The sequence below is a fragment of the Methylocella silvestris BL2 genome, assembly GCF_000021745.1.
In the GTDB taxonomy this organism is placed as follows: domain Bacteria; phylum Pseudomonadota; class Alphaproteobacteria; order Rhizobiales; family Beijerinckiaceae; genus Methylocapsa; species Methylocapsa silvestris.
Genome location: NC_011666.1, coordinates 2,259,447 through 2,284,652 on the forward strand (window position 1 = coordinate 2,259,447; position 25,206 = coordinate 2,284,652).

The 25,206-nt window shown below is 57.3% G+C and carries 28 protein-coding genes; 14 read left to right on the forward strand and 14 right to left on the reverse strand.

The window, feature by feature from the left end; all coding sequences use genetic code 11:
• On the forward strand, positions 1-1,119 hold the full coding sequence (locus tag MSIL_RS10660) for a branched-chain amino acid ABC transporter substrate-binding protein (RefSeq protein WP_012591095.1): 1,119 nt from the start codon (positions 1-3) through the stop codon (positions 1,117-1,119).
• Positions 1,120-1,124: 5 nt separating this feature from the next.
• On the opposite strand, the gene MSIL_RS10665 is transcribed toward MSIL_RS10660, so the two are convergent.
• Complete coding sequence (locus tag MSIL_RS10665; protein WP_012591096.1) at positions 1,125-1,853, reverse strand: cytochrome c biogenesis CcdA family protein; 729 nt, start codon at positions 1,851-1,853, stop codon at positions 1,125-1,127.
• A gap of 314 nt (positions 1,854-2,167) precedes the next feature.
• Here MSIL_RS10665 and MSIL_RS10675 point away from each other — a divergent pair, with 314 nt between their 5' ends.
• A complete protein-coding gene (locus MSIL_RS10675; protein ID WP_012591097.1) occupies positions 2,168-3,607 on the forward strand; it encodes a lipopolysaccharide biosynthesis protein in 1,440 nt (479 codons plus the stop codon).
• A 2-nt stretch (positions 3,608-3,609) separates the two neighbouring features.
• On the opposite strand, the gene MSIL_RS10680 is transcribed toward MSIL_RS10675, so the two are convergent.
• Entirely contained in the window at positions 3,610-4,530 is a 921-nt protein-coding gene (locus MSIL_RS10680; protein ID WP_012591098.1) for a 50S ribosomal protein L11 methyltransferase, read from the reverse strand.
• A gap of 294 nt (positions 4,531-4,824) precedes the next feature.
• Between MSIL_RS10680 and MSIL_RS21685 the strand changes: the two genes are divergently transcribed.
• Together MSIL_RS21685 and MSIL_RS10690 are read left to right on the forward strand one after the other, a co-directional pair.
• Positions 4,825-4,980, forward strand: coding sequence for a hypothetical protein (locus tag MSIL_RS21685; protein ID WP_012591099.1), 156 nt, complete (start codon positions 4,825-4,827; stop codon positions 4,978-4,980).
• A 246-nt stretch (positions 4,981-5,226) separates the two neighbouring features.
• Complete coding sequence (locus MSIL_RS10690) at positions 5,227-6,225, forward strand: catalase family peroxidase (protein WP_012591100.1); 999 nt, start codon at positions 5,227-5,229, stop codon at positions 6,223-6,225.
• A 172-nt stretch (positions 6,226-6,397) separates the two neighbouring features.
• Here the strand turns inward: MSIL_RS10690 and MSIL_RS10695 are convergent, their stop codons facing one another.
• Entirely contained in the window at positions 6,398-6,886 is a 489-nt protein-coding gene (locus MSIL_RS10695) for an acyl-CoA thioesterase (RefSeq protein WP_012591101.1), read from the reverse strand.
• Positions 6,887-7,241: 355 nt separating this feature from the next.
• Here MSIL_RS10695 and MSIL_RS10700 point away from each other — a divergent pair, with 355 nt between their 5' ends.
• Positions 7,242-8,444 (forward strand): tyrosine-type recombinase/integrase, encoded by a 1,203-nt coding sequence (locus MSIL_RS10700; protein ID WP_012591102.1) that lies wholly within the window; start codon positions 7,242-7,244, stop codon positions 8,442-8,444.
• Between the two features lie 961 nt (positions 8,445-9,405).
• On the forward strand, positions 9,406-9,930 hold the full coding sequence (locus MSIL_RS21305) for a hypothetical protein (protein ID WP_148213071.1): 525 nt from the start codon (positions 9,406-9,408) through the stop codon (positions 9,928-9,930).
• A 153-nt stretch (positions 9,931-10,083) separates the two neighbouring features.
• On the opposite strand, the gene MSIL_RS21310 is transcribed toward MSIL_RS21305, so the two are convergent.
• A complete protein-coding gene (locus MSIL_RS21310; RefSeq protein WP_148213072.1) occupies positions 10,084-10,863 on the reverse strand; it encodes a hypothetical protein in 780 nt (259 codons plus the stop codon).
• A gap of 378 nt (positions 10,864-11,241) precedes the next feature.
• On the opposite strand from MSIL_RS21310, the gene MSIL_RS10705 reads away from it, so the two are divergent.
• Complete coding sequence (locus MSIL_RS10705; RefSeq protein WP_012591104.1) at positions 11,242-11,853, forward strand: recombinase family protein; 612 nt, start codon at positions 11,242-11,244, stop codon at positions 11,851-11,853.
• Positions 11,854-12,163: 310 nt separating this feature from the next.
• Here MSIL_RS10705 and MSIL_RS21315 read toward each other — a convergent pair whose 3' ends face one another.
• From MSIL_RS21315 to MSIL_RS20185, 5 genes are all read right to left on the reverse strand, one after another.
• Positions 12,164-12,838, reverse strand: coding sequence for a hypothetical protein (locus MSIL_RS21315; RefSeq protein ID WP_148213073.1), 675 nt, complete (start codon positions 12,836-12,838; stop codon positions 12,164-12,166).
• 419 nt (positions 12,839-13,257) lie between these two features.
• Positions 13,258-14,583 carry a LysM peptidoglycan-binding domain-containing protein gene (locus tag MSIL_RS20755; RefSeq protein ID WP_012591106.1) on the reverse strand — a complete coding sequence of 442 codons (1,326 nt, stop codon included), beginning with the start codon at positions 14,581-14,583 and terminating at the stop codon, positions 13,258-13,260.
• A 7-nt stretch (positions 14,584-14,590) separates the two neighbouring features.
• Entirely contained in the window at positions 14,591-15,064 is a 474-nt protein-coding gene (locus tag MSIL_RS10715) for a hypothetical protein (protein ID WP_012591107.1), read from the reverse strand.
• A gap of 599 nt (positions 15,065-15,663) precedes the next feature.
• Positions 15,664-15,831, reverse strand: coding sequence for a hypothetical protein (locus MSIL_RS21690; protein WP_187148648.1), 168 nt, complete (start codon positions 15,829-15,831; stop codon positions 15,664-15,666).
• Between the two features lie 47 nt (positions 15,832-15,878).
• Positions 15,879-16,532, reverse strand: a complete 654-nt coding sequence (locus MSIL_RS20185) for a hypothetical protein (RefSeq protein ID WP_012591108.1) — start codon at positions 16,530-16,532, stop codon at positions 15,879-15,881.
• 280 nt (positions 16,533-16,812) lie between these two features.
• On the opposite strand from MSIL_RS20185, the gene MSIL_RS10725 reads away from it, so the two are divergent.
• The 5 genes from MSIL_RS10725 to MSIL_RS10745 all read left to right on the forward strand — a co-directional run bounded on the left by MSIL_RS10725 (position 16,813) and on the right by MSIL_RS10745 (position 19,715).
• A complete protein-coding gene (locus MSIL_RS10725) occupies positions 16,813-17,460 on the forward strand; it encodes an HAD-IA family hydrolase (protein ID WP_012591109.1) in 648 nt (215 codons plus the stop codon).
• A complete protein-coding gene (locus tag MSIL_RS10730; protein WP_012591110.1) occupies positions 17,457-18,332 on the forward strand; it encodes an ATP12 family chaperone protein in 876 nt (291 codons plus the stop codon). The genes MSIL_RS10725 and MSIL_RS10730 overlap by 4 nt, the downstream gene beginning before the upstream one ends.
• Entirely contained in the window at positions 18,329-18,691 is a 363-nt protein-coding gene (locus MSIL_RS10735) for a hypothetical protein (RefSeq protein WP_012591111.1), read from the forward strand. The genes MSIL_RS10730 and MSIL_RS10735 overlap by 4 nt, the downstream gene beginning before the upstream one ends.
• Positions 18,692-18,754: 63 nt before the next feature.
• The gene (locus tag MSIL_RS10740) at positions 18,755-19,252 is read left to right on the forward strand and encodes a copper chaperone PCu(A)C (RefSeq protein ID WP_012591112.1); all 498 of its coding nucleotides are present in this window, start codon (positions 18,755-18,757) and stop codon (positions 19,250-19,252) included.
• Positions 19,253-19,430: 178 nt separating this feature from the next.
• Positions 19,431-19,715: a hypothetical protein gene (locus tag MSIL_RS10745; RefSeq protein ID WP_012591113.1), complete on the forward strand. Its 285-nt coding sequence runs from the start codon at positions 19,431-19,433 to the stop codon at positions 19,713-19,715.
• Between the two features lie 549 nt (positions 19,716-20,264).
• Here MSIL_RS10745 and MSIL_RS21320 read toward each other — a convergent pair.
• On the reverse strand, positions 20,265-20,669 hold the full coding sequence (locus MSIL_RS21320) for a hypothetical protein (protein ID WP_148213074.1): 405 nt from the start codon (positions 20,667-20,669) through the stop codon (positions 20,265-20,267).
• 152 nt (positions 20,670-20,821) lie between these two features.
• On the opposite strand from MSIL_RS21320, the gene MSIL_RS10750 reads away from it, so the two are divergent.
• Together MSIL_RS10750 and MSIL_RS10755 are read left to right on the forward strand one after the other, a co-directional pair.
• A complete protein-coding gene (locus tag MSIL_RS10750) occupies positions 20,822-21,103 on the forward strand; it encodes a type II toxin-antitoxin system RelE/ParE family toxin (RefSeq protein ID WP_012591114.1) in 282 nt (93 codons plus the stop codon).
• Positions 21,104-21,111: 8 nt separating this feature from the next.
• Complete coding sequence (locus tag MSIL_RS10755; protein ID WP_012591115.1) at positions 21,112-21,393, forward strand: HigA family addiction module antitoxin; 282 nt, start codon at positions 21,112-21,114, stop codon at positions 21,391-21,393.
• Positions 21,394-21,526: 133 nt separating this feature from the next.
• Here MSIL_RS10755 and MSIL_RS10760 read toward each other — a convergent pair whose 3' ends face one another.
• Genes MSIL_RS10760 through glyA form a run of 4 tightly spaced genes read right to left on the reverse strand, consistent with a single transcriptional unit; the run spans position 21,527 to position 25,108 of the window.
• The gene (locus tag MSIL_RS10760) at positions 21,527-22,150 is read right to left on the reverse strand and encodes a riboflavin synthase (RefSeq protein ID WP_012591116.1); all 624 of its coding nucleotides are present in this window, start codon (positions 22,148-22,150) and stop codon (positions 21,527-21,529) included.
• 3 nt (positions 22,151-22,153) lie between these two features.
• Positions 22,154-23,266, reverse strand: coding sequence for a bifunctional diaminohydroxyphosphoribosylaminopyrimidine deaminase/5-amino-6-(5-phosphoribosylamino)uracil reductase RibD (ribD, locus tag MSIL_RS10765; protein WP_012591117.1), 1,113 nt, complete (start codon positions 23,264-23,266; stop codon positions 22,154-22,156).
• Positions 23,263-23,793, reverse strand: a complete 531-nt coding sequence (gene nrdR, locus MSIL_RS10770) for a transcriptional regulator NrdR (protein WP_012591118.1) — start codon at positions 23,791-23,793, stop codon at positions 23,263-23,265. The genes ribD and nrdR overlap by 4 nt, the downstream gene beginning before the upstream one ends.
• Before the next feature lie 10 nt (positions 23,794-23,803).
• Positions 23,804-25,108 (reverse strand): serine hydroxymethyltransferase, encoded by a 1,305-nt coding sequence (glyA, locus tag MSIL_RS10775; protein ID WP_012591119.1) that lies wholly within the window; start codon positions 25,106-25,108, stop codon positions 23,804-23,806.
• Positions 25,109-25,206 lie beyond the last annotated feature (98 nt).

Consider the following 25,206-nt stretch of genomic DNA (forward strand, 5'->3'; position numbering starts at 1 on the left):
ATGAAACCCAGCTTCGCTCGCCTCAGCCTGATGACGGCTTTTTTCCTCGCCGCCGTCGCGCCCCCCGCGATCGCTGAAGTGCGCTTTGGCGTCGGCGCGCCGATCACCGGCCCCGACGCGTCTTTCGGCGCACAATTGCGCAACGGCGCCGAGCAGGCCGTCGCCGACATCAATGCGGCCGGCGGCATTCTCGGCGAGAAAGTCACGCTGCGCGTCGGCGACGATGGCGCGGACCCAAAGCAGGGCGTCTCCGTCGCCAATAAATTCGTCGGCGATCAGGTGTCTGTCGTGATCGGCCATTTCAACTCCGGCGTGAGCCTGCCCGCCTCGGACGTCTACGCCGAAGCCAATATTTTGCAGATCACGCCGGGATCGACCAATCCCAAAATCACCGATCGCGGCATCGAGACGCTTTTTCGCACCTGCGGCCGCGACGACCAGCAGGGGGCGGTCGCCGCCAAATTCCTCGCCGGGCGGGGCTTTAAGAAGATCGCCATCATCCACGACAAGACGACCTATGGCAAAGGACTCGCCGACGAGACGCGCAAGAGCCTCGAGGCGCTCGGCGTCAAGGACGTGCTCTATGAGGGGATCAACAAGGGCGAGAAGGATTATTCGGCGATCGTCTCCAAGATCAAGCAATCCGGGGCTGACGTCATCTATTGGGGCGGCGTCCACACCGAGGGCGGCCTGCTGCTGCGCCAGATGCGCGATCAAGGCGTCGAAACGCCGATGATGGGCGGCGACGGCATCGCCTCCGACGAATTCGCCGCGATCGCCGGCCCCGGCGTCGAGGGAACCTTCATGACCTTCCCGCCCGACCCGCGCGAGCGGCCGGAAGCGGCGAAAGTAGTGGCGGAATTCAAGGCGAAGAATTTTAATCCCGAAACCTACACGCTCTATTCCTACGCGGCGGTGGAGGTGGTGAAGCAGGCGGCGGAGGCGGCCAAATCGCTCGACGCCGCCGAGATCGCCAAGACGATCCATTCCGGCATGGTCTTCAATACGGTGATCGGCCCGATCAGCTTCGACAAGAAAGGCGACGTGACGCGCGCCGATTATGTCGTCTTCCTCTGGAAAAAGGGGCCCGACGGCAAGATCAGCTATTACCAGATGTGAAAGGCCTAGCCGACAGAGGCCAGCCCCGGAAAGGTCTGCAACAGCCAGAACGAGGCGTTCTGCACGGAGCCCGTCAAAAATGCGATGCCCGTCAGCACCAGCAGCACGCCGACGACGCGCTCCAGCACGCCGAAATAACGCTTGAACCGCTTGATGGCGCGGATGAAAGGCTCGATGGCGAGGGCCGCCAGGAAAAACGGCATGCCAAGCCCGAGCGAATAGAAGGCAAGCAGCGCCGCGCCTTTAAAAGCCGTCTCCTCCGAGGCGGCGACGGCGAGAATCGCCGCCAGAATCGGCCCGATGCAAGGCGTCCAGCCAAAGGCGAAGGCAAGCCCCATCACATAGGCGCCCCACGCGCCAACCGGCTTTTGCACCGCAACCCGCGCCTCGCGATACATCAGCGCGAACTGGAACACGCCAAGAAAATGGAGGCCCATCAGGATGATGGCCGCCCCCGCGAGGACCGACAGCATCTGCAGATGCTCGCGCATGATCTGCCCGACGAAAGAGGCGGTCGCGCCGAGCGCCACAAATACGGTCGAGAAGCCCGCGACGAACAGCGCCGCGGCGATCAGAATGTCCCGCCGCGCCTTGGATTCGCGCTCCGTCGCAATCTCCTCGATCGTCGTGCCGGCGATAAAAGTGAGATAGGGCGGAACGAGCGGCAGCACGCAGGGACTGAGGAACGAGAGAAGCCCGGCGAGCAGGGCGGCGGAGAGGGTGACGTCATGCATGGCTTCGCTTGTAGCCCGTTGGTCGGCAGGGAGAAAGCCGCGCCGGCCGCTCAAACGCCGAAGGCGTTGGATCCAAGGGATAAACTCACCGTGATGAAAAAGCCTCAGGGGTAGCGTGTTGCGCCTTCCGCCTCAGGCTCGGCGCTTGCTTGAACCCCGCCAAGATGGAAAGGATGATTTTTGGCTCTTTGCGCATGGGCTTACGAGGCCTTGGAGCGTCATTTGGCGGCTGATCGATGCGCTTTGGATAGGCGCCCGGCGCTGGCTTCAGAGCGGGCGCCGCGGAAAAAGGCAGGATCCGGATTGGCGCCAGGATGACGGTCTTCATCGCCTTCTTTTGCAACATCCTGTTCAGCTTCGCCGTCGGCCTTCTCGTCGCGAAATATCTCGGCCCCGCGGAATATGGCCGGTTCGCCCTCGCCCATGCGACGGCGATCGCCGTGCAGACCGCCTTCTTCGACTGGGTCCGGCTCGGCGCGACCCGATTTTATTCCGAGCGCGCCCGCAGCGAGCAACCGGCGCTGCGCGCGACGCTCGATTTCGGCTTCGCCTTCATCGCGCTCGCCATCTCCGCCGGCGCGGCCCTGCTGGTCATGTCGGGCGTCACCTTTACGCTGTCGAACGGGCTGATCGTGCTCGCGATTGGCGTCGCCATCGCCAATGGCCTGTTCGACTATTACACAGCGCTGGTGCGGGCGCGGTTTCACGACCGCCTGTTCGCGCGGCTACTGCTCGTCAAGAACATCATGACCTTCGCGCTCATGGGCGGCGGCGCCTTCTGGTTCGCCTCGGCGAAGATGACGCTGATCGGCGGCATCGTAAGCCTCGCCGGCTCGGTGATTACGGCGCGGGCGGCGCTGCACGATCCGATGTCGGACCCGAAACTTGCGAGCCTTCCGGCCGCGCGGGCGCTGATGGCCTACAGCCTGCCGATCGTCGCGGCCAATGTGCTGTATCTGTCGATCCCGCTCGCCAACCGGGCGATCCTCGCCTCGCTTTACGGCTTCTCCGAAACCGGGCAATTTTCACTCGCCTATGATTTCGGCGCGAAGGCGATTCAGGCGGTGGGCTCGGCGCTTGACGTCGTCTTGTTCCAGATCGCCGTGGCGACGCATGAGCTGCGCGGGCCGACACAGGCGCGCCGCCAGGTCGGGCGTAATATGACGATCGTCTTTGCGATGGTGCTGCCGGCCTGCACCGGCATCTGGCTGACGCTGCCCTCGGTCGAAAGCCTGATCGTGCCGGAGCAGTTCCGCGGCCATTTCGGCCCGCTGTTGACGCTGATGATGACCGGGCTGTTCTGCATGGCGATGATCCAATATGCGATCAATCCGATCTTTCAGATCGAGAAGAAGACCGGGCCGCTGATCGTCGCGGCGCTGGTCGCCTGCGTCGTCGACCCGCTGCTGATCGTCATTCTGCCGCGCGAGGCCGGCGCCTCGGGCCTCGCCATCGCGCAGGCCGGCGCTTTGCTGGCTTCGCTCGTCACATTGGTCGCCTTCGCAGGCGCGGCTCGGCCAAGATGGCCGCGCCTGCGCGATATCGTCGCGATCATTTTTGGCAATGCGGCCATGGCCGCCGCGCTGCTTCCCTTGCGCGAGAGCCAGCCCGGCCTCGCCACGCTCGCGGCGCAGATCAGCCTCGGCGCCGCGGTTTATGCGCTAATCGTCATGAGCTCCGACATCGCCGGGATGCGCGCGCTGGCGCTCGCCCAGATCCGGCTCGCCTTCGCCCGCAGGAAGGCGATTTCCTGAATTCAGCCGCGCTTCTGCAACAGCAGCGTCGCCCAGCCGTCGAGGTCGAGGCGGCTTTGCAACACGATGCGCTGCGCCCGATAGGCGGCGAGCACGCCGGGCACGTCGCGGCCGAGCAGGCCGGAGAGGATGATGTCCGCGCCAAACTCCGTGACCTCGGCGATCTGCGGCGCCAAGGCGCGCAACGGCTTCGCCAATATATTGGCGAAGACCAGATCGAAGGGCGCTCCCTTGCGCAACGCCGGATGGGCGACGCCGCTCGCCTCGACCGGCTCGACGAGGCCGCCGACGCCATTGCGTCTTGCGTTCTCGGCGGCGGTCGCGACCGAAACTTTGTCGACGTCGCCGGCGCAGATCGCGCGCTTCCAAAGTTTGGCCGCCGCGATGGCGAGCACGCCCGTCCCCGTGCCGACATCAAGAATGGAGCGCGGCCGGCGCCGGCGCGCGACGCGGTCGAGCATCAGGAGGCAGCCGCGGGTGGTGCCGTGATGACCGGTGCCGAAGGCGAGCGCCGCCTCGACCTCGATGCCGATCTCATGGCCCCGCACCTCGCCCCGGCTATGCGATCCATGCACGACGAAGCGCCCCGCCCGCACCGGCTTCAGGCCTTCGAGGGAGGAGGCGACCCAGTCGCGCGCCTCAACGCGGCCAAAGCTCATGCCGCGAGCGGCGTCATCGCCGGCCACAGCGGAAACGAGCGCGCGCAAATTGTCTTCGTCGGGCGGAAGGCCGAAATAGGCTTCCACAATCCACGGGCCGCCGGTCCAATCCTCGGTCGAAGGCGCCTCCTCGAAGGCGGCGACGGCCGCGTCCGCCGGATCGAAGGTCTCGAAAATAATGTCGGAGACGATGCGCGACGTCGCCTCGTCACAGGACAGGCGCATAACATAGGCGGCGTTATTCGGGGGCAGACCTTCGAGCATGGCCGCGCCTAACATGGGAGGCCGGAAACGGCAACGCCGGGACGACGGTCACTTTCCCTTCTTTTTGCCCTTCTCCTTGCAAATCTTCTTGCACTTTCCGTTGCACCATTTGCACTTTCCCATCGAACAGCCCTCTCTTGCGCCCGCCATGTTCCGCTGGTCACGCCATATCACGAGTTACGCGGCGCTTATGCTTTGCGCCGTCTGCTGTCTTGCGCGCGCCGAACCCGCGCCGGCGCCGGCGATCGAACCGTCTCTCTATCAGTTCGGGCGCACGCACGAGGCCTGCCTCGAATGGACGGACGGCTGCGCCATTTGCAGCAGGACGTCGCGCGCGCCCAGGCCGGATCGTCCCTGGTCGCGCCGCGCGGGCTTCAAACTCGCGTGTTCGACGCCGGGAATCGCCTGTCTGCCGGGCGCGACGACCTGCTCGCGCAAGCGGGCGGATGAGCCTTTGGAACCCCGCCGCAGATGATTTTGGGCCAAATTGATCAGAAACATAAAAGTGATCGATTTCAATCCTCTAGAGGTGATGACGGTGGGAATGGTCTGCGCCTTTCGGCGTCATACGATCGCGCCGCGCGCCCGGACATCCTGGACGAGTTATAAAACAGGCTTGATCCGGACGCGTCGATATCATCATGCTTGCCAGCCGCCTCGCGGGGGCCGGCGCCTCGACAGTTCCGGGAAGAAAACATGCCAGATTCAAAGCACAAGATCCTTTTCGCCGCCAAGCTCCTTCTCGCCGCGTCTGCGATCGCAGCCTCGGCTCCGGCGCGGGCGGATGATGCGGACGTCCCGACCGCCATCGTCGATGTGATGAACAAATTATTCGGCGTTCATCCGGGATTTCGCGCCAATCACGCCAAGGGCGCCGTCGCAGAGGGAAGCTTCACCGCCTCTCCGGAAGCCGCCCAGTTGAGCCGGGCGGCGATTTTTTCAGGCGAGAAGATCCCCGTCGTCGTGCGCTTTTCCGACGCCACGGGCGTTCCCACGATCCCGGATGGCGATCCGAACGCCAATCCACACGGCCTCTCCGTCAAATTCCATCTGCCGGATGGCGGCGAAACCGACATGGTGACGAATTCGCTGCATTTTTTCCCTGTGGCGACCGGAGAGGAGTTTCTACAGCTTCTGACGGCGATCTCGCAGAGCCCGAAGGATGGGCCGCATCCGTCGCCGTTCGAAAAATTCGTCGCGGCCCATCCGACCGTGCCGGCGGCCTTTGCGACGATCCACACGCCGGACAGTTTCGCTCATGAAGAATATTATGGAATCAACGCATTCCTGTTGGTGAACAAAAGCGGCGCCAAGCAGGCGGTGCGGTATCAGTTCATCCCGGACAAAACGGTGCATCTCAGCCCGGAAGACGCGGCCGGCAAGCCAGCGGATTTTCTTGTCGACGATATTGCCGCGCGCCTAAAGGCGGCCCCCGTGACTTTTCATCTGAAGGCGCAGATCGCCGCCGCCGGCGATGACGTGAAAGACGGGTCGAAGCCGTGGCCAGATGACCGCAAACTGGTCGAACTCGGCGTGCTGACGATCGACAAGGCCAGCGCAAATTCGCTCGAAGCGCAAAAGCAGCTTCTCTTCCTGCCCGGCGCCCTGATCGACGGCATCGAACAGTCGAGCGACCCCCTGGTCGACACCCGCGACGGCGCCTATGCGGTCTCCTTCTCGCGCCGCAATCCATAGGAGGCGACCGTTTGAAAACGCTGCGCGCCTCAGCCTGAGCGAGGCGTACGGCGCCTATCGCGAAGGATCGGTTCGGGCGCAACAGGAGGCGACAACGACGCTCGTGGTTCGGGACGGGCTCTTCGAGCCCTCCTCGCCATGAGGGCTTTTGCGCTGGCCGCAGACCGCTCAACTAATCCGGCATACCGACATGCAGCGCGCGGTTGCGGGCGGCGATTTCCTGGCGCATTTCCTTGCGCATCTTGCCGGCTTCGAACAGGCGGCGCTCGGTCTCGGATTCGAGCTCCAGCGGCGGGGCGATCCCGGGTTTTCCGTCCGCGCCGAGGGCGACCATCGTAAAATAGCAAGAGATGTTATGACGCTTGTCCTTTGTCGTGAGGCTCTCGGCGGTCACCTTGATGCCGACCTCCATCGAGGTCCTACCGACGTAATTAACATTGGCGCTGAAGGTCACCAGCTCGCCGACCTTGATCGGCACTTTGAAAATCACCTGGTCGAGCGAAACGGTCACGACATAGGACTTGCTGTATCGGGCGGCGCAGGCGTAGGCGACCTGATCGAGCAGCTTTAAAATGGCGCCGCCATGGACATGGCCGGAAAAATTGGCCATGTCGGGCGTCATCAGAACCGTCATGTAAAGGGACTTTTCTTGCTTGCTCATGATCTGTGGCCGCCGTCCGCGCGAAAAGCGCCGGCGGAGGATGACACAGACCGGGCGCGCGCGTCATCCCGCTCAAGGCCTTCAAAACAATGGAAAAATTTAGCGGCTGCTTAGTTTTGTTTTGCGGGATGGCGCCTTGAAACTCATCATCTTCGACATTGACGGCACCCTGGTCGACAGCCAGGCGTTTTAGCGAGACAATCTAAGAAACACCTGGACGGACTTTACGTTCATTCAATTGAATTATATCGCTAATTTGAGTTTTGTCCACGACGGTCAATGACGTTCATTTACTGCTTTAGACACATACTTTTCATTACCCCAAATATACCCTGATCGCCTAGTGAGGTCGCGTATGGCGAAGAATTTGACCATAAAGGGAATTGCAGCGCTAAAGCCCCAGGCGAAGAGATGCGAGGTGCCGGATGGCCATACGCGTGGCCTTTATTTCGTTGTTCAGCCAAGTGGCGCGAAATCGTGGGCATATCGCTTCAGCTTCGAGGGAAAGCCAAAAAAGCTTACGATTGGTTCTTATCCTGCAATCGATCTCTCGCGGGCCCGCTCCATTGCCTTGGCCTCTGCCACGAAGGTGGCGAATGGACGTAACCCTGCAGCCGAAAAGAAAGTGGAGAGAGAGAAGGCGCGAAAGCCCAGCGACCTCGATTTGGTCGACGTTGTAGTTGCTCAGTTTGTCGTCAAACACGTCGAACCGAAAACTCGCCCTCAATCCGCTAAAGAGATGAAGCGCATCCTTAAGCGTGAAATTTTATCGCGCTGGAGCGGGAGGCGCCTTACGGAAATCACCCGCAGTGACATCCGCGATTTGCTTGAAGCGATTGCTGACCGAGCTCCAATTATGGCTAATCGAGTTTTCGAAGTGATTTCCAGCCTGATCAACTGGTCCATCAGTATGGAGATGCTTTCCGCCTCCCCAATCGCGGGACTTAGAAAACCGTCTCCCGCCAAACGACGAGATCGAATTTTGTCAGAGAAGGAATTGACGGATGTTTGGCAAGCGAGTGAGCGAGCGGGGTGGCCGTACGGCTCCATGATCAAAGTGCTGATCTTGTCCGGTCAAAGGCGCTCGGAGGTCTCGGACATGACCTGGTCGGAGATCGATTTCGAAGAACGTTCTTGGACCCTGCCAGCGGTTCGGACGAAAAACGGCAAGGGACACATCATTCCGTTAAGCCCAACGATTATTGATGTCTTACTGACCCTTCCACGGATAGGAAGCGAAAGTGGCTTTGTCTTCACCACTAACGGATTTTCCCCGATAAGGAATTTTGCGAGACGCAAGAAAGCGTTGATGATGAGTTGTCAATCCGAGAATAACTGGACGCTTCATGACCTACGACGCACCTTCGCGACGGGCATGGCCCGATTAAAGGTAGAGCTTCCCGTCGTCGAAAAACTGCTTAATCATTCAAGCGGCACTTTTGGCGGAGTTCAGGGCGTTTATCAGCAATATGACTTTCAATCAGAAAAAAGGGAGGCAATGAATCTTTGGGCATCGTATGTTAATAAAATAACCAACAAGTTAGATACAATTAAATAACCTTATTGTGTATTTTTAATCTTAGTCTAATTACAGTATATACATACAATAATTTACATTATACTTCTTACTTACATTACATTACATTATATTTGTTTTTACATGGCGTCGCTTAAACAACAGCATTCGATTTGACTGCCAGTTTCGCCCTATTTTTAAAAAATTTAATTGGTCCCAATGTCCAATGCAGCGCCCAAGACAATGGAAAACAATCACACTATATTTTATAATATCTTTTATTTATTTGACACATTTCGTTTTTTTACAGGTTTTGTGGCTTGTTATTGAGCTGAAAATGGAAAATAAGAATATTAACGTGGCAACGTCGCTACATTACTCTAAATAGAAAAGGGATTTAGGTCTTGAACGAGGTTTATTTAATTACAAAACGCATTGTTGCAACTAAGCTCGGAGTCTGCACGAGAACGATATCACGCCTTTCCGAGAATAAAGCAGAGAACTTCCCGCAGGCAAGGAAGATAAACAATAGATTATACTATATTAGTTCGGAAATTGAGCAATGGGTGTATGCACGCCCCATTGCCAAGAGTAATAATGATATTCCACGATAATCACTTGGTATACCACATTCTGCCGACGATTTAGTAAGCCGACAGCGTACATGACGTAATATCTCAAACGCCATTTACATAAGTACGCTCGTATCAAATATTTAGTATTTCACTGTACTCGATGATATTCAGCGAGTGATAAAGATGCTATGCAAAGATAATTTATTGGACACTTACGTGTATCAATAATGTTAAGCCATGCCTACTACATACTATAATTAAATTATATATACTTACATAATATAGATAAAGGACACGTTATCGTGCACACTAGTCACAATAAGTTTAACTCAACATTATATGATCGGTCAATTTCAGACATAACGCGATGGTTACTTACTGATGTTAAGAGAATTCGTAAACACAATGATGTTCCTTTGATAGTTCCATTGACCGTAACATTCAAGGTCGGATCAATTCAGACATCGCAGTGCCTTGGACAATTTGAACACTTCTATCATTTAATGTGTCGTAAACTTGTAAACAATATAGACAGGCGGAACAAGCAACATCTATATCCATTAGCAATTGCTTTCGTCGATAATCCTTCAACGAGATACAAAAGTGACAAGCCAAAATTGTTTGGAACTCATCCCTCCGTTGCTCCACATGTTCATTCAGTTATGATTATCCATCCTTCAATTAAAAGAAAATTTTTGGAGCGATACCGCGAGTTGGAGGAGTTATGGCAGGATATGAATCCCCGACATGGCACCATTAAGATAAGCGTATCGGAAATGTTGTACTATAATCGACTTATTGAGAACTACGCAGGCAATGAAGATGAAATCGAGTCGAAACTAAAAGGATGGATTGGTTATTCGGGCAAGCTTCAAACGCGATTTGACCGTCCTGATTGCGATCTTTTTACGATTCTTCCTCCTAGCGGAAAGAATCGTTTCGACCGCTTTTGAGCCTCGAACACGATGCTCGTTATGAGCCGAAAGCCTGTGCGCCTGACAAATGAGCCCAGAAGCCGTAGTATTACTGCTTCTAGCCTAGATGTTAGCGTCCGACACGCGGCTCTCAAACAATATTGTGATGCACATACTGCGACATCACCTAAGTTACTCGCCTTTAAGTTGTCCTGGCAAATCTACGGAAATAATCTGACCAGAAATAACATCTTTAATTTCAAGTTTATATCTTAATCTATTATTCGAAGATTCAAATACCAGTTGATCTACAACTTTCTGGTATTGTTTATCTTCAAAAAATATCTGAATTATAAAAGGTAGGCTGCCATAACGAGTTTGCTGAGGCGCAAGTGTGAGAGGCGAAAGTAGCAATCGCTCAGATTCATCTACTCCGAGTCTATTTTTTAGAATTTGCGACCCGAGGTCGTTTTTCCCCAATTTTCTCCGGAATAGATCCTCCCCGCTGCCGTCAAATTCCCACGTGGACCCCGGTAGTGAATCATCAGTGATTACAAGTTTCAAACGGACGGTTACCGACTTAGTAAGCGACGTATTCGAAATAAATACTCCAGGTACATCGAATAGAGCGCTGTCTTTGGTCGGATCTGGATCCAATCCAGAATATCGTGCCCAATTAGGAGTAGAAATAACAGATGTTTTTATTAATTGTATAGTCGGCTTCTCTTTAACTGCCTCTATAGCTTGATTATTGAAATTGTTAATAATTCCCATTTGCCCGCCTGTCTGTCCGGATGAATTAAAAGTGGGCGATGTGGACGGAGAAGCATTTGCATCTTGTATTTTCTCTGACGATGGATTCCACAGGTATATTAGAATACCTATCCAGATTATTGAACCAGCGACGCTTATCAAGAGTTTGACCAGAGGAGTCTGACTAGGCAAAGCGAGAAAAATTTTGAAAATTTCCACTGTCTTGTCTTTCTTGGGGCTGCTTACACCCGACGCAGCCGCGGCCAAACGACATCGGTTTCGACTTTGCAGGCTCTCTTTGAAACTGGCGAAGCTCTTTTTACAGTCCGCCAGCGGGAGTTGCGTGGAGCAACCCTTAGCAACGCCGAGGATAATTAATTGAGCCTAACAAAGCTAAAGCGCAACCAAGATGTGTCGTGGGCGATCCGGAAATTCAAAGTCGGTACGGAGCGCAGGAGATCGAGAACTAATCAATAGGCCTTGCCCCAGCGATAGCATCGCCTGGGATCAAAGGATCGATCACACGCATATATATTGACTTGCGATAGCACCCCGATCACAATGTTCTTGGTCCTAATGATAGGAAAAGGATTTTGAATGATCGTTGGCTACGCGAGAACGAGCACAATCGAGCAACAGGCGGGTTTAGAAGCCCAGGTACGGGACTTGAAGGCTGCGGGCGCTGAACGCTTGTTTCAGGAACAGACAAGCTCTGTGGGACCTCGCAAGGAGTTGGAAGATGCGTTGGGATTTCTTAGAGAAGGCGATGTCCTGATTGTCACCAAGCTCGATCGCTTGGCTCGGTCCGTGGCCAATCTCGGGGATATCGTGGGGAAGCTCGAAAACAAGGGCGTATCGCTGCGAATCATCGGGTTGGGATTGGACACGTCGACCCCTACTGGCAAGCTCATGCTGAATCTCTTGGGCTCAATTGCTCAATTCGAGCGAGAGATCATGCTTGAGCGGCAAAGGGAGGGTATCGCGAAAGCCAAGACTGCTGGAAAATACCTCGGTCGAAAGCCAACAGCTAAAGCCAAGACGGCGGAAGTTGTCCGGTTAGACGCACAAGGTCACACCAGAGAAGCGATAGCCAGTCAGCTCGGGATAGGCGTGGCCAGCGTCTACCGGATCCTACAGGCCGTGCGTTTGCCCAAGCACGAAAAGATCCAAACAAAAGCCTTAGCAGCAGTAGGATTGGATGCGGGATGAGTGAAGAAGCGGGCACTTCACATGGGACCAGACGATAATGAACGAGCTTCTCCGGGCGAATCGATGCCTGTGGAAGCGAAGACCAATGGGAACTCGCCTTCCAGTTTGTGCGAACACAGTCATCGCGCGCCTTCTGGGTGCGGCCTGTAGGGACGCGTCTCGTACACCAGCACCCGATGCACGCCAATGCGCGAGTATATCAAATATAGGGGCATCGTTATTTAGATTTTAATGGTGGGTCAGATAAATATCTACCGCGTCGGTCGGTCCTCGAAAACCCGTCGGTTTGCGCACGCAGAATTTAAAATCTTTATTCGTTTGAGAGCATTATGCATCCGGTATCTGTTCCAAACATCACACGCGTTTGGTCTGCGGAGATGCTGCGGACCGCCCCGCCCCATTCATTCTGAAGACCTCCATCATCAAAATTAAGAAGCGGCGCAGACTTTCGATCGGAAAACTTGAGATCGATAGAACGCCCGTTGATATTGACCGCTCCAATAACATGTATAGGCATATAAAGAGAGACCCCCTTTTCTTTTACATCTTGAACTGGAAGCTCTGCGGAAAGGTAGCAGTCGCCCTCCCCCGAGTTTTCTATTTGACCATTATTGATAAATGTGTCGCCGCGATTGCATCCATCACCGTCAACATGAAAAATATTCATAACATCGGATTTTTTTATTACCCCATCATGTTGTATAACTACATGATTTCGAAGGGCATCAAATTCTCCCAAAAGAGTTTGTGCCTCGCCACTCGAAGGTGGTTGAAGACAATCACCAGACGCAAAATCATCTACGCAAGCGATGCGACAATTTGGCGCCCCGGCCAAGAAAGCAATTCTTCGTATGATACTAGGTGAGGCGTCTGCCCGTAATGTTTTAGGTCCCAGCGGTGCATGCGTCGGCAACATTTCGTTTTGAACGTTTTTGGGATAGGAAATAAGCGCATTCAACGCCCTATTGTCACGGGAATTAAGCAACGAAACGCCCTCACAGGCGCCGCCTTGGATGTACTCAGCGCGACCAGGCCAATAGCGCCCTTCTACAATGGTCCCAGCGCAATTATGGCATGGATCGTCGACCGCAGCTAACGACGCAAGTACATTTTGCTTAGACGCCGGGCACGAATTTCCCCAGCCGGTAACGTCGCACTGCGAACCGTCGTTACAGAAATATCGCCGGACGACATAGTAAGTCCCGCCGACCGGAGGCTGAGAGCTCGTTGGCTTCGACACCTGCATGCAGCCACAATCAGCGGAACCGTGAACCCACCCCGGACCGCAATCATTATGACACAGCCCAAGTATCCCGCAACCGCTAAGCAAGCTAGCGATTGCCGCGCAGACGCCAGCCTCTAAAAGCATCAATGAGCGCTGTCTCCCGGTTTTACTCACGGAGCTCACTGGCTAACTCCAAACAACTGCGCTGGGTAAATTCGATCCGGCTTATCGATAAATTTGCGGTTTTGCTTGTAAATTTCGGCTTGGCTTGCGCTCTCAGCAAAACTCCGTGATATTCCCCAAAGCGAATCTCCATTTTTTACGAGATAATCACTACTTTTCCAAAGCTTATACATCGCAGGAATCACTATTTTCTGTCCAACTTGCAGGTCGTTTTTTTGTGCAAATGCAATGTCATTCTGTTTCAGCAGCGCCACGAAATAAGTCCCGTCTCCGTACGCAGATTTCGCGGCGGACCATAAATTGTCGTGCGTGTTTAGTATCTTCTCGACATCGCCGACATTTGTGCTTCGAAAGTAGGCTCCTAGTTGAGCGAAATAGGGTCTGGCAAATTTGCAAAACGTATCGTGCTTTATTTTTATCGTGTCGTACGTCACCAGTAGCGCAGGATAATTACGCTCGGGAGACGTTCCAGCACTCGAAACAACGAAGCGGGTTTCAGTAGGATTTAGAACAAAGCCTTCGACGATTTTTTTAATTCCACCGTTTGGTAAGCGCTGCGCAATTCGTTTGTGGGAAGGTGCCATGATACCTTGCGGAGAAATACTTCCAAGAGCTGAGGTAATCTCTCCAAGTTTCCCTCTATAAAAGTCAAGTATAAACTTGCTTCCAATATTTAACGTGGAAATCCCAACGATGTTTATTATAAGATTTCGAAACGGATTACTTAGATATCCTCGATCATCAAATTGTGGATGAGGAGTTATTGAGATAGTCTGTCCGTCCGCCTCAATTGCCGCAACTATCGGCACGTCGAGCGTGAACGTAGTCTTATCTATGTCTGTAATTATTCGCTGCTGACAATGATAAAATTTGAAACCCTTCGAGCATATCCAGTCAAAAACTGCACATGCCCGTATCGTGACATTAATGTCAACATGCGCAAACAAGCTGCCATCCGGACGAGGATATAGATCGAAAGGAGGAACATGTAGGCTCGCATTGCATGTTTCATTTGCCATTATTTCAGCAACTATTTTGCTTTTAATCCACGAAACGGGTTCTGAAATCTCGTTCAGTATAAGTTCTCGCGGGGTTACCTTCTCGTCAAACTTGAACTCGTACCGGATTTGCCGAGTTGGCACGTTTCCAATCGGCGCTACGTATGTATTGAAAGTCGGATCAAGCTTAGTTAAATCGGGGCTATCTATTAACTCGGGACTCAAGCAGTTATCAGATGCTGGATAAGCACTGGCTGAACTTAATAGAAACCCAACAACAAATAAAAAACGTAAACGCTCTCTACTTCCTTTTGAAGCTTTCATTGAGCACCTAGTCAGGCTCGATTTGACCAAAAAGTGATTTTAGTTCATTCGATTTGCCACTCAACTTTTGCGTATTCGCATCAATGATCGGGATAGCTCCACGCAGAAATTGCTCGGCCTCCAATATTTGATTGGCAATGACCGTGCTTGGCGGATCGACCGTCGCGTGACTAACTAAGCTGGTTCGCGCGTCGGCCAGTGAATTCAACGCCCTTTCGATCGCTGGCGGATCACTCTGTTTTAGCAATACTTGGTAAGCGCTGTTCGTAAGATCGGCCCAATCTTCCAAGGCGATATTGCCGCCAAAATTCCGAAGTATAACCGCTATCCCATCGACCTTGGCGGCATCGCGCTGGTTCGCGAGCCTAAACGGACAGAGAAGACTTTGCACCTGTTTCCTGAGGTCGGTCTCAGTGCCTGGGTTCGTAAAATATTCGGCATAGACGCCGTCCAAGCCGTCGAACTGGATGCGTTCGTGCACCTTGATAAGCAGAGCTAGACTTTTGGTATCGATGTTGCTGGGGCATGAACTAAGAGCCTCCGAACATCCGCAAACGATCGCAAAAAAAAAATGCGATTTCCACGTCCCATCGGAAATACCATGGATGCTAGGGTTATTAAGTGTCGATAAAATTTAACTCGATGAAGGTCCAATAGCAATCCATTTTCGGTGGTGCGTGCGCTTTTTGTCTGCCTGGTCGATGCATGAGGCTTCATGGCGTTAGGACCACCATCGAGCTGACGAACTGAGAGAATATATTTCTAGCAGGCTGTTGAAAAAGGCTCTGGCCAGGGAAAGGCGGTGTTGATTCAGTCTCCCGGGTGGCTTTGGGGACTGAGCCATGCGGGGCGCAGACGAGCGGTCAGGATCGCTTTTCGCCTACGCCCATCTTGAAGCTCGGGAACAAGGGCATCATCCATCTAAACATGCAACATTTCCGCTTATTAATTGGGGTTACTAACATCCTCATTTCTGCCCCGGAAGTTGAGGAAATCAAACTCCAATTCTTCTATGGGGCGCGACATATCACATGAGGCCTCCCCTTTAGCTAAAGATCACAGCCGTCACTTCGCATCGCGTCATGTCATGTTTTTGAAGTGTCCTTGACAAGCTTTCTCCAGCACCATCGATAAATCTTGAAAACGACCCATAGGATAATAAGCTGGATCAGAAAGAAAGCTGGGAAAATTAACCAACCTAACTGCATTGTTAGATTCCTCTTTAATTAGGAACCAGGCACCGCTCATTCGATCTCCTTTGTTAGCGCGAAGAACTGTAGGTATGCAGCTCTCATTCATCGACGGAGCTTATCGGTACGGATTGACAAGGTAGCTTCGCCTAAACGAAACACCCCTGATAAAATTGCGATTGCCCTCCCTTCGAGGTCGAAGCGGACCGCTCTGTGCGGCTCGTAGTTAACAACCAACCCGATAGGGCGACCAAAGCACGGGAGCACGCAAGACGGGTTCGGAAATTCAGCTAGCTTCAGACGAACGCCGTTCAGTCCTTGCTGAACGAAGCTTGCCGGGCCCGAGGCCAGATCAAAATCCACCCGCAAAATGCGATTAATCCCAATGAATACGGCAGCAAAAATCGGCTCCGGTATGCTCCGTTCGGTCGCGATTATCGCATGCGGTCTGAAGGCGGCACGCCACGCACTTTCCCGTCGTGCGGTTTCTTTGCTCCTCGCTTCCTCGATGATTTTTGCCGTTTCAATTACGGCTTCGGCTAATTTCTCTTTTGGGATCTCAAGGGCGAACGGAAGCGCCTCGATAATGGCTTTCGCCTGCGCAGAGGTTAGATCCCCTCGACAAACCTCATCTATTCGGTCGATCCCTTTGGATAGATTTTCGTAGCCGCATCGTCTCGACAGTTCGGTTCGACTGATGCCAAGTTCCCTGACGCCGTTTTGGATAAAAAGATTGATCGGCAGCCACTGGCAGGTCATTTAGTCACCCTTCTCTGCGCCTCTACCTTAGGCAGGCAATGCTCCAAATCGCGACCGTTCCACGCATGCCGTCGCTTCCAAGTGCATTCTCAAAGACGGCTCGAAATTGTTTCGCGTCACGCGCCTTACGTTGCGAAAAAGCCCGCAAAACCATGCTGCCATGTCAATTCCAATTTCGATGGACCAACGGTGAAATGCGAATCGATCATCTCATTACCCTACAAGATACCCCAGCATTTATTGCAAAGTATTGTATTTTATTTAACTTATTGATAAGTTTGTGAAACTCGTGATCTTCGACATTGACGGGACCCTGGTCGACAGTCAGGCGTTCATTCTCGAGGCGCAGCGGCGCGCCTTCGCGGCGCACGCGATGGCAGCGCCAAGCCGCGAGGCGTCGCTCGCGATCGTCGGCCTGTCGCTGCATGAGGCGTTCAGCGTGCTTGCCGGGCCGGACGGCCCCATCGAAAGCCTGTCCGAGGCCTATCGGGCGGCATGGGCCGAAATTCGCGCCAATCCGGATTACGAAGAGCCATTTTATCCCGGCGCGCGCGAGGCGGTCGCGACGCTTGCCGAAAACGCCGGGGTGACGCTCGGCGTCGCCACGGGCAAGGCGCGCCGCGGCGTCGACCACCTTTTCGCGCGGACGGGATGGGCCGATGTCTTTCGCACCGTTCAGACCTCCGACGATCATCCCTCCAAACCCGCGCCGAACATGATCCTTGCCGCCCTCGCCGAAATCGGGGCGGGTCCGGCCACAACCCTGATGATTGGCGACACCAGCTTCGACATGGAGATGGCGCGCGCGGCCGGCGTGCGGCCGATCGGCGTCGCCTGGGGCTACCATGACCGCGCCGCGCTCGAAGCCGCCGGCGCCGAGCGCATTGTTGCGGATTTCGCCGAATTGCTGCATTTCATCGGTCCATGAGTTCCGACGAAAAGCAGCCCGGCAACCCTGCGCGAAAGACCATCCGCGATGATCTGGCGCGGGCGCCCGGCGAAGTCATCGCCATCGATCCGGTCGAAATGGCGCGGCGGGACCTTAAAAAATCGCTCCCGCGGCGTTTCTACAGCCATGCCGCCGCGGCGCCGTGCGCGTCGTCTGGCGAGGGCGCTTTTGCGCTGCTGCTGGATGGGCGCCCGGCGCGGACGCCCGCGCGCAATCCGCTCGCCCTGCCGACGCTGGAAGCGGCCGAGGCGATTGCGGCGGAATGGGAGCGCCAGCAAGAGCTGATCGACCCCGGACAGATGCCGCTGACCCGCATCGCCAATTCGGCGATCGACGGCGTCTCCAATGAGATGGACGCGACGATCGCCGATATCGCCCAATTCGGCGGCTCCGATCTCATTTGCTATCGCGCCGGCGAGCCCGAAGCGCTGGCGCTGGCCGAGGCGGCGGCCTGGGATCCCATGCTCAATTTCGCGCGCGAGAAATTGGGCGCCCGGCTGATCTGCGCGCAAGGCGTCAATTACGTCGAGCAGCCCGAGCCTGCCCGCCGCGCTGTGTTGCAAGCCGTGCGGGAGATCGCCCGCCCCGAGGCAGGCGGGGCTTTCGCGCTCGCGGCGCTTCACGTCATGACCACACTTACCGGATCGGCGCTCCTCGCGCTCGCCGTGGCGCATGGCGCGCTGACGGCCGAAGAAGCCTGGGCGGCGGCCCATGTCGACGAGGATTATCAGATGCAGCTCTGGGGCGCGGATGAAGCCGCCCTCGCCCGCCGCGCCCGGCGCTGGTCCGAGATGGAAGCCGCGGCGCGGCTGCTTCGCGCAGCGCGGCCGCCGGAATCCGCGCCAGCATGATGGCGCGCCGGCGACGCTGGCCAATTTATTTCGCGATCGCCGCGGGCTATCTTTTTGCGGCGCAGACGATCGCCTTCGCAGCGCTCGCCGCCGCGCAAGCGCCCCAAGGTGGCGGGCCGGACGCGATTCTCTGCCAAAATGGACGCGCGCCGGGCGAACCGCAGCGCCATTCCGATGCGGCGCATTGCCTTGTCGCCTGCGCCGCATTCGACGCAGCGGCGGCGCCGGCGCCCGAATTCGTCCTCCTGCCGGCGCGACGTTCAAGCGTCATCGCCCTGCCCGCCGCCACATGCGCTCATTGCCGCGCCGCCTCGGCGCGACGAACGCCGCATAATCCCCGCGCTCCTCCCGCCGCCTAGAGCCGCCGTAGCCTGACCGATATCAATCGCGTCTTTCACGCTCTAATCGCCATGGAGATTTGAATGTTCATTTTGTCCCGCCGAATCATCGCGGGCGCCGCGCTCGCCTTGGCTCTCATGCCATGCGTCGCCGCCGCTCACGAATACAAGCTCGGCTCCCTCGAAATACTGCATCCCTGGTCGCGTGCGACTCCTCCCGGCGCCAAGGTGGCCGGAGGCTATCTCATCGTGAAGAACCACGGGCCCGCGGACCGCCTCATCGCGGCTTCCATCGAGGCCGCAGGCAGCGCGTCGATCCACGAAATGGCGACGACCGACGGCGTCATGACCATGCGCGCGCTGAAGGACGGCGCGGTCGTGCCGGACAATGGCGAACTCACGCTGAAGCCCGGCGCCTACCATCTGATGTTCGAGGAGCTGAAGCAGCCCCTGAAAGAAGGCGAGCGCATTCCCGGAACGCTGACCTTCGAAAAAGCGGGAACGATCAAGGTCGATTTCGCCGTCGAGGCGATGGGCGCGGCCGAACCCGCCGGCGCGCACAAGGGTCACGAGGGGCATTAGACAAATTGGGGGGCGGCCGCAGGGCCGCCTTCTCTCGCCCTTGCTGCACGGCGACGTCCGCAAGGCCGCGATATTCTTCGCAAATCGTCTTGCACGATGAGGCGGACCAAGCCATTCTTCATCGCTTCAGACGGCGCGCGCAAGGCGCCGTCCTGCTTCCCCCGCGATTGGAGACGCCATGATCATTGAATATGATTTCGGCAAGAAAGAGCGCGCGACGGAGAAAAGATTCGCCAAATCGTCGGCCGGCGAGGGTCAGCCCCGCAAGATTTTTGGCGCCGCGCAGGTCCATCTCGAACTCGCCAACGCCCGCATCGCAAAACTCGAAGCGGCACTTCGCGACGCGAAAAACGCCTGCGAAAAATCCGGCGAAACGAAGCGCGAGCAGATCTTGGTCGATGCGGCGGAATATGCCCGGCTGTTGCGCTGCAAGGAGTTGGTGGCGGCTGCGCTCGAAAGCTGACGCGCCCGGCCGCCCCTGCGCCGCAAGGCGTGCTCCGGGCGCGCGCTGCGCCTGCGTTCGTCGCGTAGGCAATCTCTCGGGGCTGAGAGGCCCGCCGACGGAGCGCGACGGTGAGAGAATGTCAGGAACGCACGGTGCCGTTGAGCCGCGCCTGTTCACTCACGACATAGCGCGCCCCGGCTTCATGTGTCGCCGGTTGATGTCGACCAATGGCGAAGTTGCCGGTTTTACATGGGCCGTCGCTCGGACTAAAAAAAATCGCCGAATATTTGTTTGATGGCTCGCAGCGCGATGTACACGCCGAGCAGCACCAGCGGAATTGAAAAGCCCGTAGCGATCAAAACCGTCGACGTAAGAATGCAAGCCGGGTAAACGTGCTCTTTCATCTCGCCAGATTACATATAAATAATTAGTATCTCAACACTAAAAGCGGCGCCTAATACTGTCGATATAGCGCCGCGTTATGCCACTACAATGTTTGTCTGCAATCGCGCTGCGCGATCCAAGTTACCGGATCTCTGATCGCGGCAAACTACATATGCCACTCCTTCATGCGGCTTTCGATTCGGTCTCTCGTAGCCGCAGGCAGTCCTTGCAAAACATTGTCCATGCCACGGACCAAGATGTAAATTGCGCCGGCAGTCTGGATGATGATGACCGACAATTGAAAAGCGTCAAAATCAGCGCTGAAATCCGAGCTAAACTCCCGCGGCCTTCGTCAGCGGAATTCCAAAGCACGAAAAGGCCGAACGCCAGCTCGATCAAACCGTAAACGAAACGAAATTTCATTCGCCAAAGAAATAAAGTGAACGCTAAAAAAGCGCCGCAGGTGACAATCCATACCCTTTGCCCACCCCACAATAGGCCAGTGAAACCAGCCCCGCTCGCGACTGAGAGGAGCTGCCATGCCAAGGCTTCGCGCTGCGCCGAGTTCAAAAATTTGAACAAATTCATGAGCTCTCCCGCGTCCGCGTTACTTTTGGCCGGCTAAAGCCGCCGCGCCAAGACGGCGCTGGTGACAGTAAATCATGGTCCCCCCATTGCAGCATGCTCCGACGCCGGATTTTCCCTCTTGCTGATACGCGTGACGTATCATATATAGAGGCATGATTTGCAGCTTCGCCGGCCGGACGACGAAGGCCTTTTTCGAAGACGGCAAATGCCCGGCGAAATGGAGCTCGTTCCGCGCGGTCGCCCTTCGCAAACTCGATATGCTTGATGCGGTCGCCAAGCTCAATGATTTGGCTTCGCCGCCAGGCAATCGCCTCGAAGCCTTGAAGCACGATCGGCAGGGGCAATACAGCATCCGGATTAACGATCAATGGCGCGTCTGCTTTCGTTGGACGGAGCGCGGCCCGGCAGACGTTGAAATTGTCGATTACCATTAGGAGAACTCATGCCCCGCATCCGCGCCCATCCCGGCGAAATTCTGCGCGAGGAATATCTCAAGCCGCTTGGGATGAGCGCGCGCGGCCTGGCCGCTGCGCTTCACGTTCCCCCGAACCGGATTAGCGAGATTGTCCGCGAGCGCCGCGATGTGACCGCCGACACCGCAATCCGACTCGCGCTCTGTTTCAGGACCACGCCGCAGTTCTGGCTCAACCTGCAAGTCGCCCACGATCTCTCGAAGGCTGAAGCCGGAACGGATTTCCGCGACGTCGTCCGGCGGCGCGCTTAATCGCCCTGCCCTTTGCGATAGGCGTCAAAGGCTCGCTTGAGCGGCTCGTTTAGCTTCACGTCATGCGACGCCGCATAGGTCTTGAAGGCGCGCCGTAAGTCGAAATCGGGACGGAACAATAAGCTCGCGGCGATCAGGCCCGCGCCGTCTCCTCCTTCGCTGCTTCCGTCAGGCGCGCGGCATAGCGCGCCATGAGATCGACTTCGAGATTAACGGCCTCCCCCGCTCGCCTGTCTCCCCATGTCGTGACCTTGAGCGTGTGCGGGATCAAAAGCACGGAGAAAACGTCGCCCTCGACAGCGTTCACGGTCAGCGAGGTCCCGTCGAGAGCAATCGATCCCTTTTCAGCGATGAAACGCGACAATTGGCGGGGCGCCCGGATTGCAAAGCGCTTCATGCCGTCGAAATCATCGATCCAGATGATCTCGGCGGTTCCGTCGACATGGCCGGTCACGATATGGCCGCCAAGCTCGTCGCCGATCTTCAGCGAACGCTCGAGATTGACCCGGTCGCCGCTGGTCCAGGCCGAGGCCGTCGTGCGGGCCAGAGTCTCAGCGGCGACGTCGACCTCGAACCAGGCGTCTCCCCCAAGGGCTCCCGCGTCGACGACGGTGAGGCAAGGGCCGCTGCACGCGATCGAGGCGCCGATGGCGATCGTATGGAACGGATAAGAGCAAATGATCCGCGCCCGCCGCAAGGCTCCGCGCGGCTCGATGTGGGCGATCTGGCCGACGTCGCTGATAAGACCGGTGAACATGATCTAAGAAATCCTTTCGCGCCGCGTCAGGAGATCGTCTCCAATGGCGCGTTGTTCGACCAGCCGATAGCGCGAGCCGTCCTCAAGCGCATTGATGCGTTCGGCCGTAAAGCCGCAAAGGCCGGGGCGGGCAAGACGCTTTTGGCTCGTCAGCATAATGATATCGTCGGCGGCATCTTCGCGCAGCAGCGCTTCGGCGAGCGTCGGGCCGGCTTCGCAAAAGATCCGCGTCAGGCCGCGCGACGCCAAAAGCCCCAGCGCCGCGCGCAGATCGAGGCGGCCGCCGCCGTCTGTCGGGACCCGCGCGACCGCGACGTTTTCGGCGACAAGCCGGGCTTCGTTCGCCGCGGGCGCGGCCTCTCCGGCAATAATCAGGGTTGGATGGCTGCGGGCGGTCGCCACGAGACGCGAGGCGGGTGAAATCCGAAGCGCGCTGTCGAGCACGATGCGAAGGGGTCTGCGCTGCTCGAGGCCGGGCAGGCGCACCGTCAGCAGCGGATCGTCGGCCAGCGCCGTTCCGACGCCGATCAAGATCGCGTCATACATCGCGCGCATCAGATGGACGGCGCCGTTCGCCGCCTCTCCCGTGATCGAAAGACGCGGTTCGTTGGGGCCGCCCGCGACGAAGCCATCCGCGGTCATGGCGAGTTTGAGCGTGATCAGGGGCCGGTTTTGCGTGACGCGAAGCACATGGCCGAGATTGGCGCGAAGCGCCGCTTGCGCGCAAACACCCGTCCGGACGATGAGCCCGGCAGCCCGTAATAGCTCATGGCCACGCCCGGCGACGCGTGGGTCCGGGTCTTCGATCGCCGACGCCACGCGGGCGATCCCCGATGCGATTACCGCCTCGGCGCAGGGCGGCGTCTTGCCGTGATGGCTGCAAGGCTCCAGCGTGACATAGAGAGTGGAGCCGCGGCTTTTATCGCCCGCCTGCCGCAGAGCCTCGGCTTCGGCGTGAGGACGGCCGCCCGCCTGAGTCCAGCCGCGCGCGAGGACGACGCCGTCCTTGACGATCAGCGCGCCGACAGCGGGATTGGGCGCGCAGACTCCGAGGCCGCGCCGCGCCAGCGCGATGGCGGCGGCCATGAAGCGCTCGTCCGCATCGACTTGGCTCATGCCCGAGTCGGCGCGCGCGTCTTCGCTGGGGGCTCGTCCGTTCCGCCGTCGTCCTTGGAAGGCGCCTCCGGCTGCGCCGCGCCATCGAGTTCGTCGATGAGAGCGTTGAAATCGCGCGCCTCGCGGAAATTGCGATAGACCGAGGCGAAGCGCACATAGGCGACGCTGTCGAGCGCGCGCAGCCCCTCCATCACCAATTCGCCGATGCGGTCGCTGGCGATTTCGCTCTCGCCCTGACTTTCGAGCTGACGCACGATGCCATTGACCATGCGCTCGACGCGCTCGGGTTCGACCGGGCGCTTGCGCAAGGCGATTTCGAGGGAGCGCATCAGTTTTTCGCGTTCGAACGGCGCGCGCCGGCCCGACTTCTTGAGCACCGTCAGTTCGCGCAGCTGGACGCGTTCGAAGGTCGTGAATCTGCCGCCGCAATCGGGGCAGACGCGCCGCCGCCTGATGGCGGAGGCGTCATCCGTGGGGCGTGAGTCCTTGACCTGGGTCTCGAGGCTGCCGCAGTAAGGACACCGCATCAGGCATGCCTCAATAGATCGGGAAACGTCCCGTCAGTTCGAGAACGGTCGTCTTGACCTTGGCTTCGACCGCGCCGTTTCCAGCCTCGCCATTGGCCGAAAGACCGTCGAGCGTCTCCGCGATCAGTTCGCCCACCTTCTTGAATTCGGCGACGCCGAAGCCGCGCGAGGTCGCCGCCGGCGCGCCGAGGCGGACGCCGGAGGTGACCATCGGGCTCGCCGTGTCGAAGGGCACGCCGTTCTTGTTGCAGGTGATCGAGGCGCGCCCGAGCGCTGCTTCCGCCGCCTTGCCGGTGAGGTTTTTCGGCCGGAGATCGACCAGCATCAGATGATTGTCGGTGCCGCCCGAGGCGAGATCGAAGCCGGCGTCCTTGAGGGTCGCGGCCAAGGCGCGGGCGTTGTCGACGACCTGGCGGGCATAGACCTTGAAATCGGGCTGCAGCGCTTCGCCGAAGGCGACCGCCTTCGCCGCGATCACATGCATCAAGGGGCCGCCCTGAAGGCCGGGGAACACCGCGGAATTGATCTTCTTCGCGATGTCCGGATCATTGGTCAGGACGAGGCCGCCGCGCGGACCGCGCAGGGTTTTGTGCGTCGTCGAGGTCACGACATGCGCATGCGGGAATGGCGAGGGATGCACCCCGCCGGCGACGAGGCCGGCGAAATGGGCCATGTCGACGAAGAAATAGGCCCCGACCGAATCGGCGATCTTGCGAAAGCCCTCAAAGTCCCAATGCCGCGGATAGCCCGAGCCGCCGGCGATGATGATTTTCGGCTTATGCTCTTCGGCAAGCTTGGCGACCTGCTCCATGTCGATGCGATGATCGTCGCGGCGCACGCCGTAAGCCACGGGCTTGAACCATTTGCCCGACAGATTGACCGGCGAGCCATGCGTCAGATGTCCGCCCGCGGCGAGATCGAGGCCCATAAAGACGTCGCCCGGCTGCATCAGCGCAAGGAACACCGCCTGGTTGGCCTGGCTGCCGGAGTTCGGCTGAACATTGGCGAATTTGCAGTCGAACAGGCGGGTGACGCGCTCGATCGCCAGCGTTTCGGCGATGTCGACAAATTGGCAACCGCCATAATAGCGGCGGCCTGGATAGCCTTCGGCGTATTTGTTGGTCAGGATCGAGCCCTGCGCCTCCAGAACCGCCTTGGAGACGATGTTTTCGGACGCGATCAGCTCGATCTCATGGCGTTGCCGGCCGAGCTCCAGCTCGACCGCATTGGCGATTTCGGGATCGACGTCCTTGAGATGCGCAGCGAAGAAGGAATTGGAAGCAGGGCCTCCGATTTCGGCATTGGCCTGGCTCATCTGCGATCTCCCTTTGCAGCAGGAACGTTCATTCCGCGTCGGCGCGCGACCCTACGCTATGGCGCGACGCTTCATCGATTGATCGCCATAACATGGCG

What these genes read in the sequence shown, in the direction of transcription:
- MSIL_RS10660 (WP_012591095.1), top strand. Translation starts at nt 1, where the DNA reads ATGAAACCCAGCTTCGCTCGCCTCAGCCTGATGACGGCTTTTTTCCTC.
- MSIL_RS10665 (WP_012591096.1), bottom strand. Translation starts at nt 1,853, where the DNA reads ATGCATGACGTCACCCTCTCCGCCGCCCTGCTCGCCGGGCTTCTCTCG.
- MSIL_RS10675 (WP_012591097.1), top strand. Translation starts at nt 2,168, where the DNA reads ATGACGGTCTTCATCGCCTTCTTTTGCAACATCCTGTTCAGCTTCGCC.
- MSIL_RS10680 (WP_012591098.1), bottom strand. Translation starts at nt 4,530, where the DNA reads ATGCTCGAAGGTCTGCCCCCGAATAACGCCGCCTATGTTATGCGCCTG.
- MSIL_RS21685 (WP_012591099.1), top strand. Translation starts at nt 4,825, where the DNA reads ATGGACGGACGGCTGCGCCATTTGCAGCAGGACGTCGCGCGCGCCCAG.
- MSIL_RS10690 (WP_012591100.1), top strand. Translation starts at nt 5,227, where the DNA reads ATGCCAGATTCAAAGCACAAGATCCTTTTCGCCGCCAAGCTCCTTCTC.
- MSIL_RS10695 (WP_012591101.1), bottom strand. Translation starts at nt 6,886, where the DNA reads ATGAGCAAGCAAGAAAAGTCCCTTTACATGACGGTTCTGATGACGCCC.
- MSIL_RS10700 (WP_012591102.1), top strand. Translation starts at nt 7,242, where the DNA reads ATGGCGAAGAATTTGACCATAAAGGGAATTGCAGCGCTAAAGCCCCAG.
- MSIL_RS10705 (WP_012591104.1), top strand. Translation starts at nt 11,242, where the DNA reads ATGATCGTTGGCTACGCGAGAACGAGCACAATCGAGCAACAGGCGGGT.
- MSIL_RS20755 (WP_012591106.1), bottom strand. Translation starts at nt 14,583, where the DNA reads ATGAAAGCTTCAAAAGGAAGTAGAGAGCGTTTACGTTTTTTATTTGTT.
- MSIL_RS21690 (WP_187148648.1), bottom strand. Translation starts at nt 15,831, where the DNA reads ATGAGCGGTGCCTGGTTCCTAATTAAAGAGGAATCTAACAATGCAGTT.
- MSIL_RS20185 (WP_012591108.1), bottom strand. Translation starts at nt 16,532, where the DNA reads ATGACCTGCCAGTGGCTGCCGATCAATCTTTTTATCCAAAACGGCGTC.
- MSIL_RS10730 (WP_012591110.1), top strand. Translation starts at nt 17,457, where the DNA reads ATGAGTTCCGACGAAAAGCAGCCCGGCAACCCTGCGCGAAAGACCATC.
- MSIL_RS10735 (WP_012591111.1), top strand. Translation starts at nt 18,329, where the DNA reads ATGATGGCGCGCCGGCGACGCTGGCCAATTTATTTCGCGATCGCCGCG.
- MSIL_RS10740 (WP_012591112.1), top strand. Translation starts at nt 18,755, where the DNA reads ATGTTCATTTTGTCCCGCCGAATCATCGCGGGCGCCGCGCTCGCCTTG.
- MSIL_RS10745 (WP_012591113.1), top strand. Translation starts at nt 19,431, where the DNA reads ATGATCATTGAATATGATTTCGGCAAGAAAGAGCGCGCGACGGAGAAA.
- MSIL_RS21320 (WP_148213074.1), bottom strand. Translation starts at nt 20,669, where the DNA reads ATGAATTTGTTCAAATTTTTGAACTCGGCGCAGCGCGAAGCCTTGGCA.
- MSIL_RS10750 (WP_012591114.1), top strand. Translation starts at nt 20,822, where the DNA reads ATGATTTGCAGCTTCGCCGGCCGGACGACGAAGGCCTTTTTCGAAGAC.
- MSIL_RS10755 (WP_012591115.1), top strand. Translation starts at nt 21,112, where the DNA reads ATGCCCCGCATCCGCGCCCATCCCGGCGAAATTCTGCGCGAGGAATAT.
- MSIL_RS10760 (WP_012591116.1), bottom strand. Translation starts at nt 22,150, where the DNA reads ATGTTCACCGGTCTTATCAGCGACGTCGGCCAGATCGCCCACATCGAG.
- ribD (WP_012591117.1), bottom strand. Translation starts at nt 23,266, where the DNA reads ATGAGCCAAGTCGATGCGGACGAGCGCTTCATGGCCGCCGCCATCGCG.
- nrdR (WP_012591118.1), bottom strand. Translation starts at nt 23,793, where the DNA reads ATGCGGTGTCCTTACTGCGGCAGCCTCGAGACCCAGGTCAAGGACTCA.
- glyA (WP_012591119.1), bottom strand. Translation starts at nt 25,108, where the DNA reads ATGAGCCAGGCCAATGCCGAAATCGGAGGCCCTGCTTCCAATTCCTTC.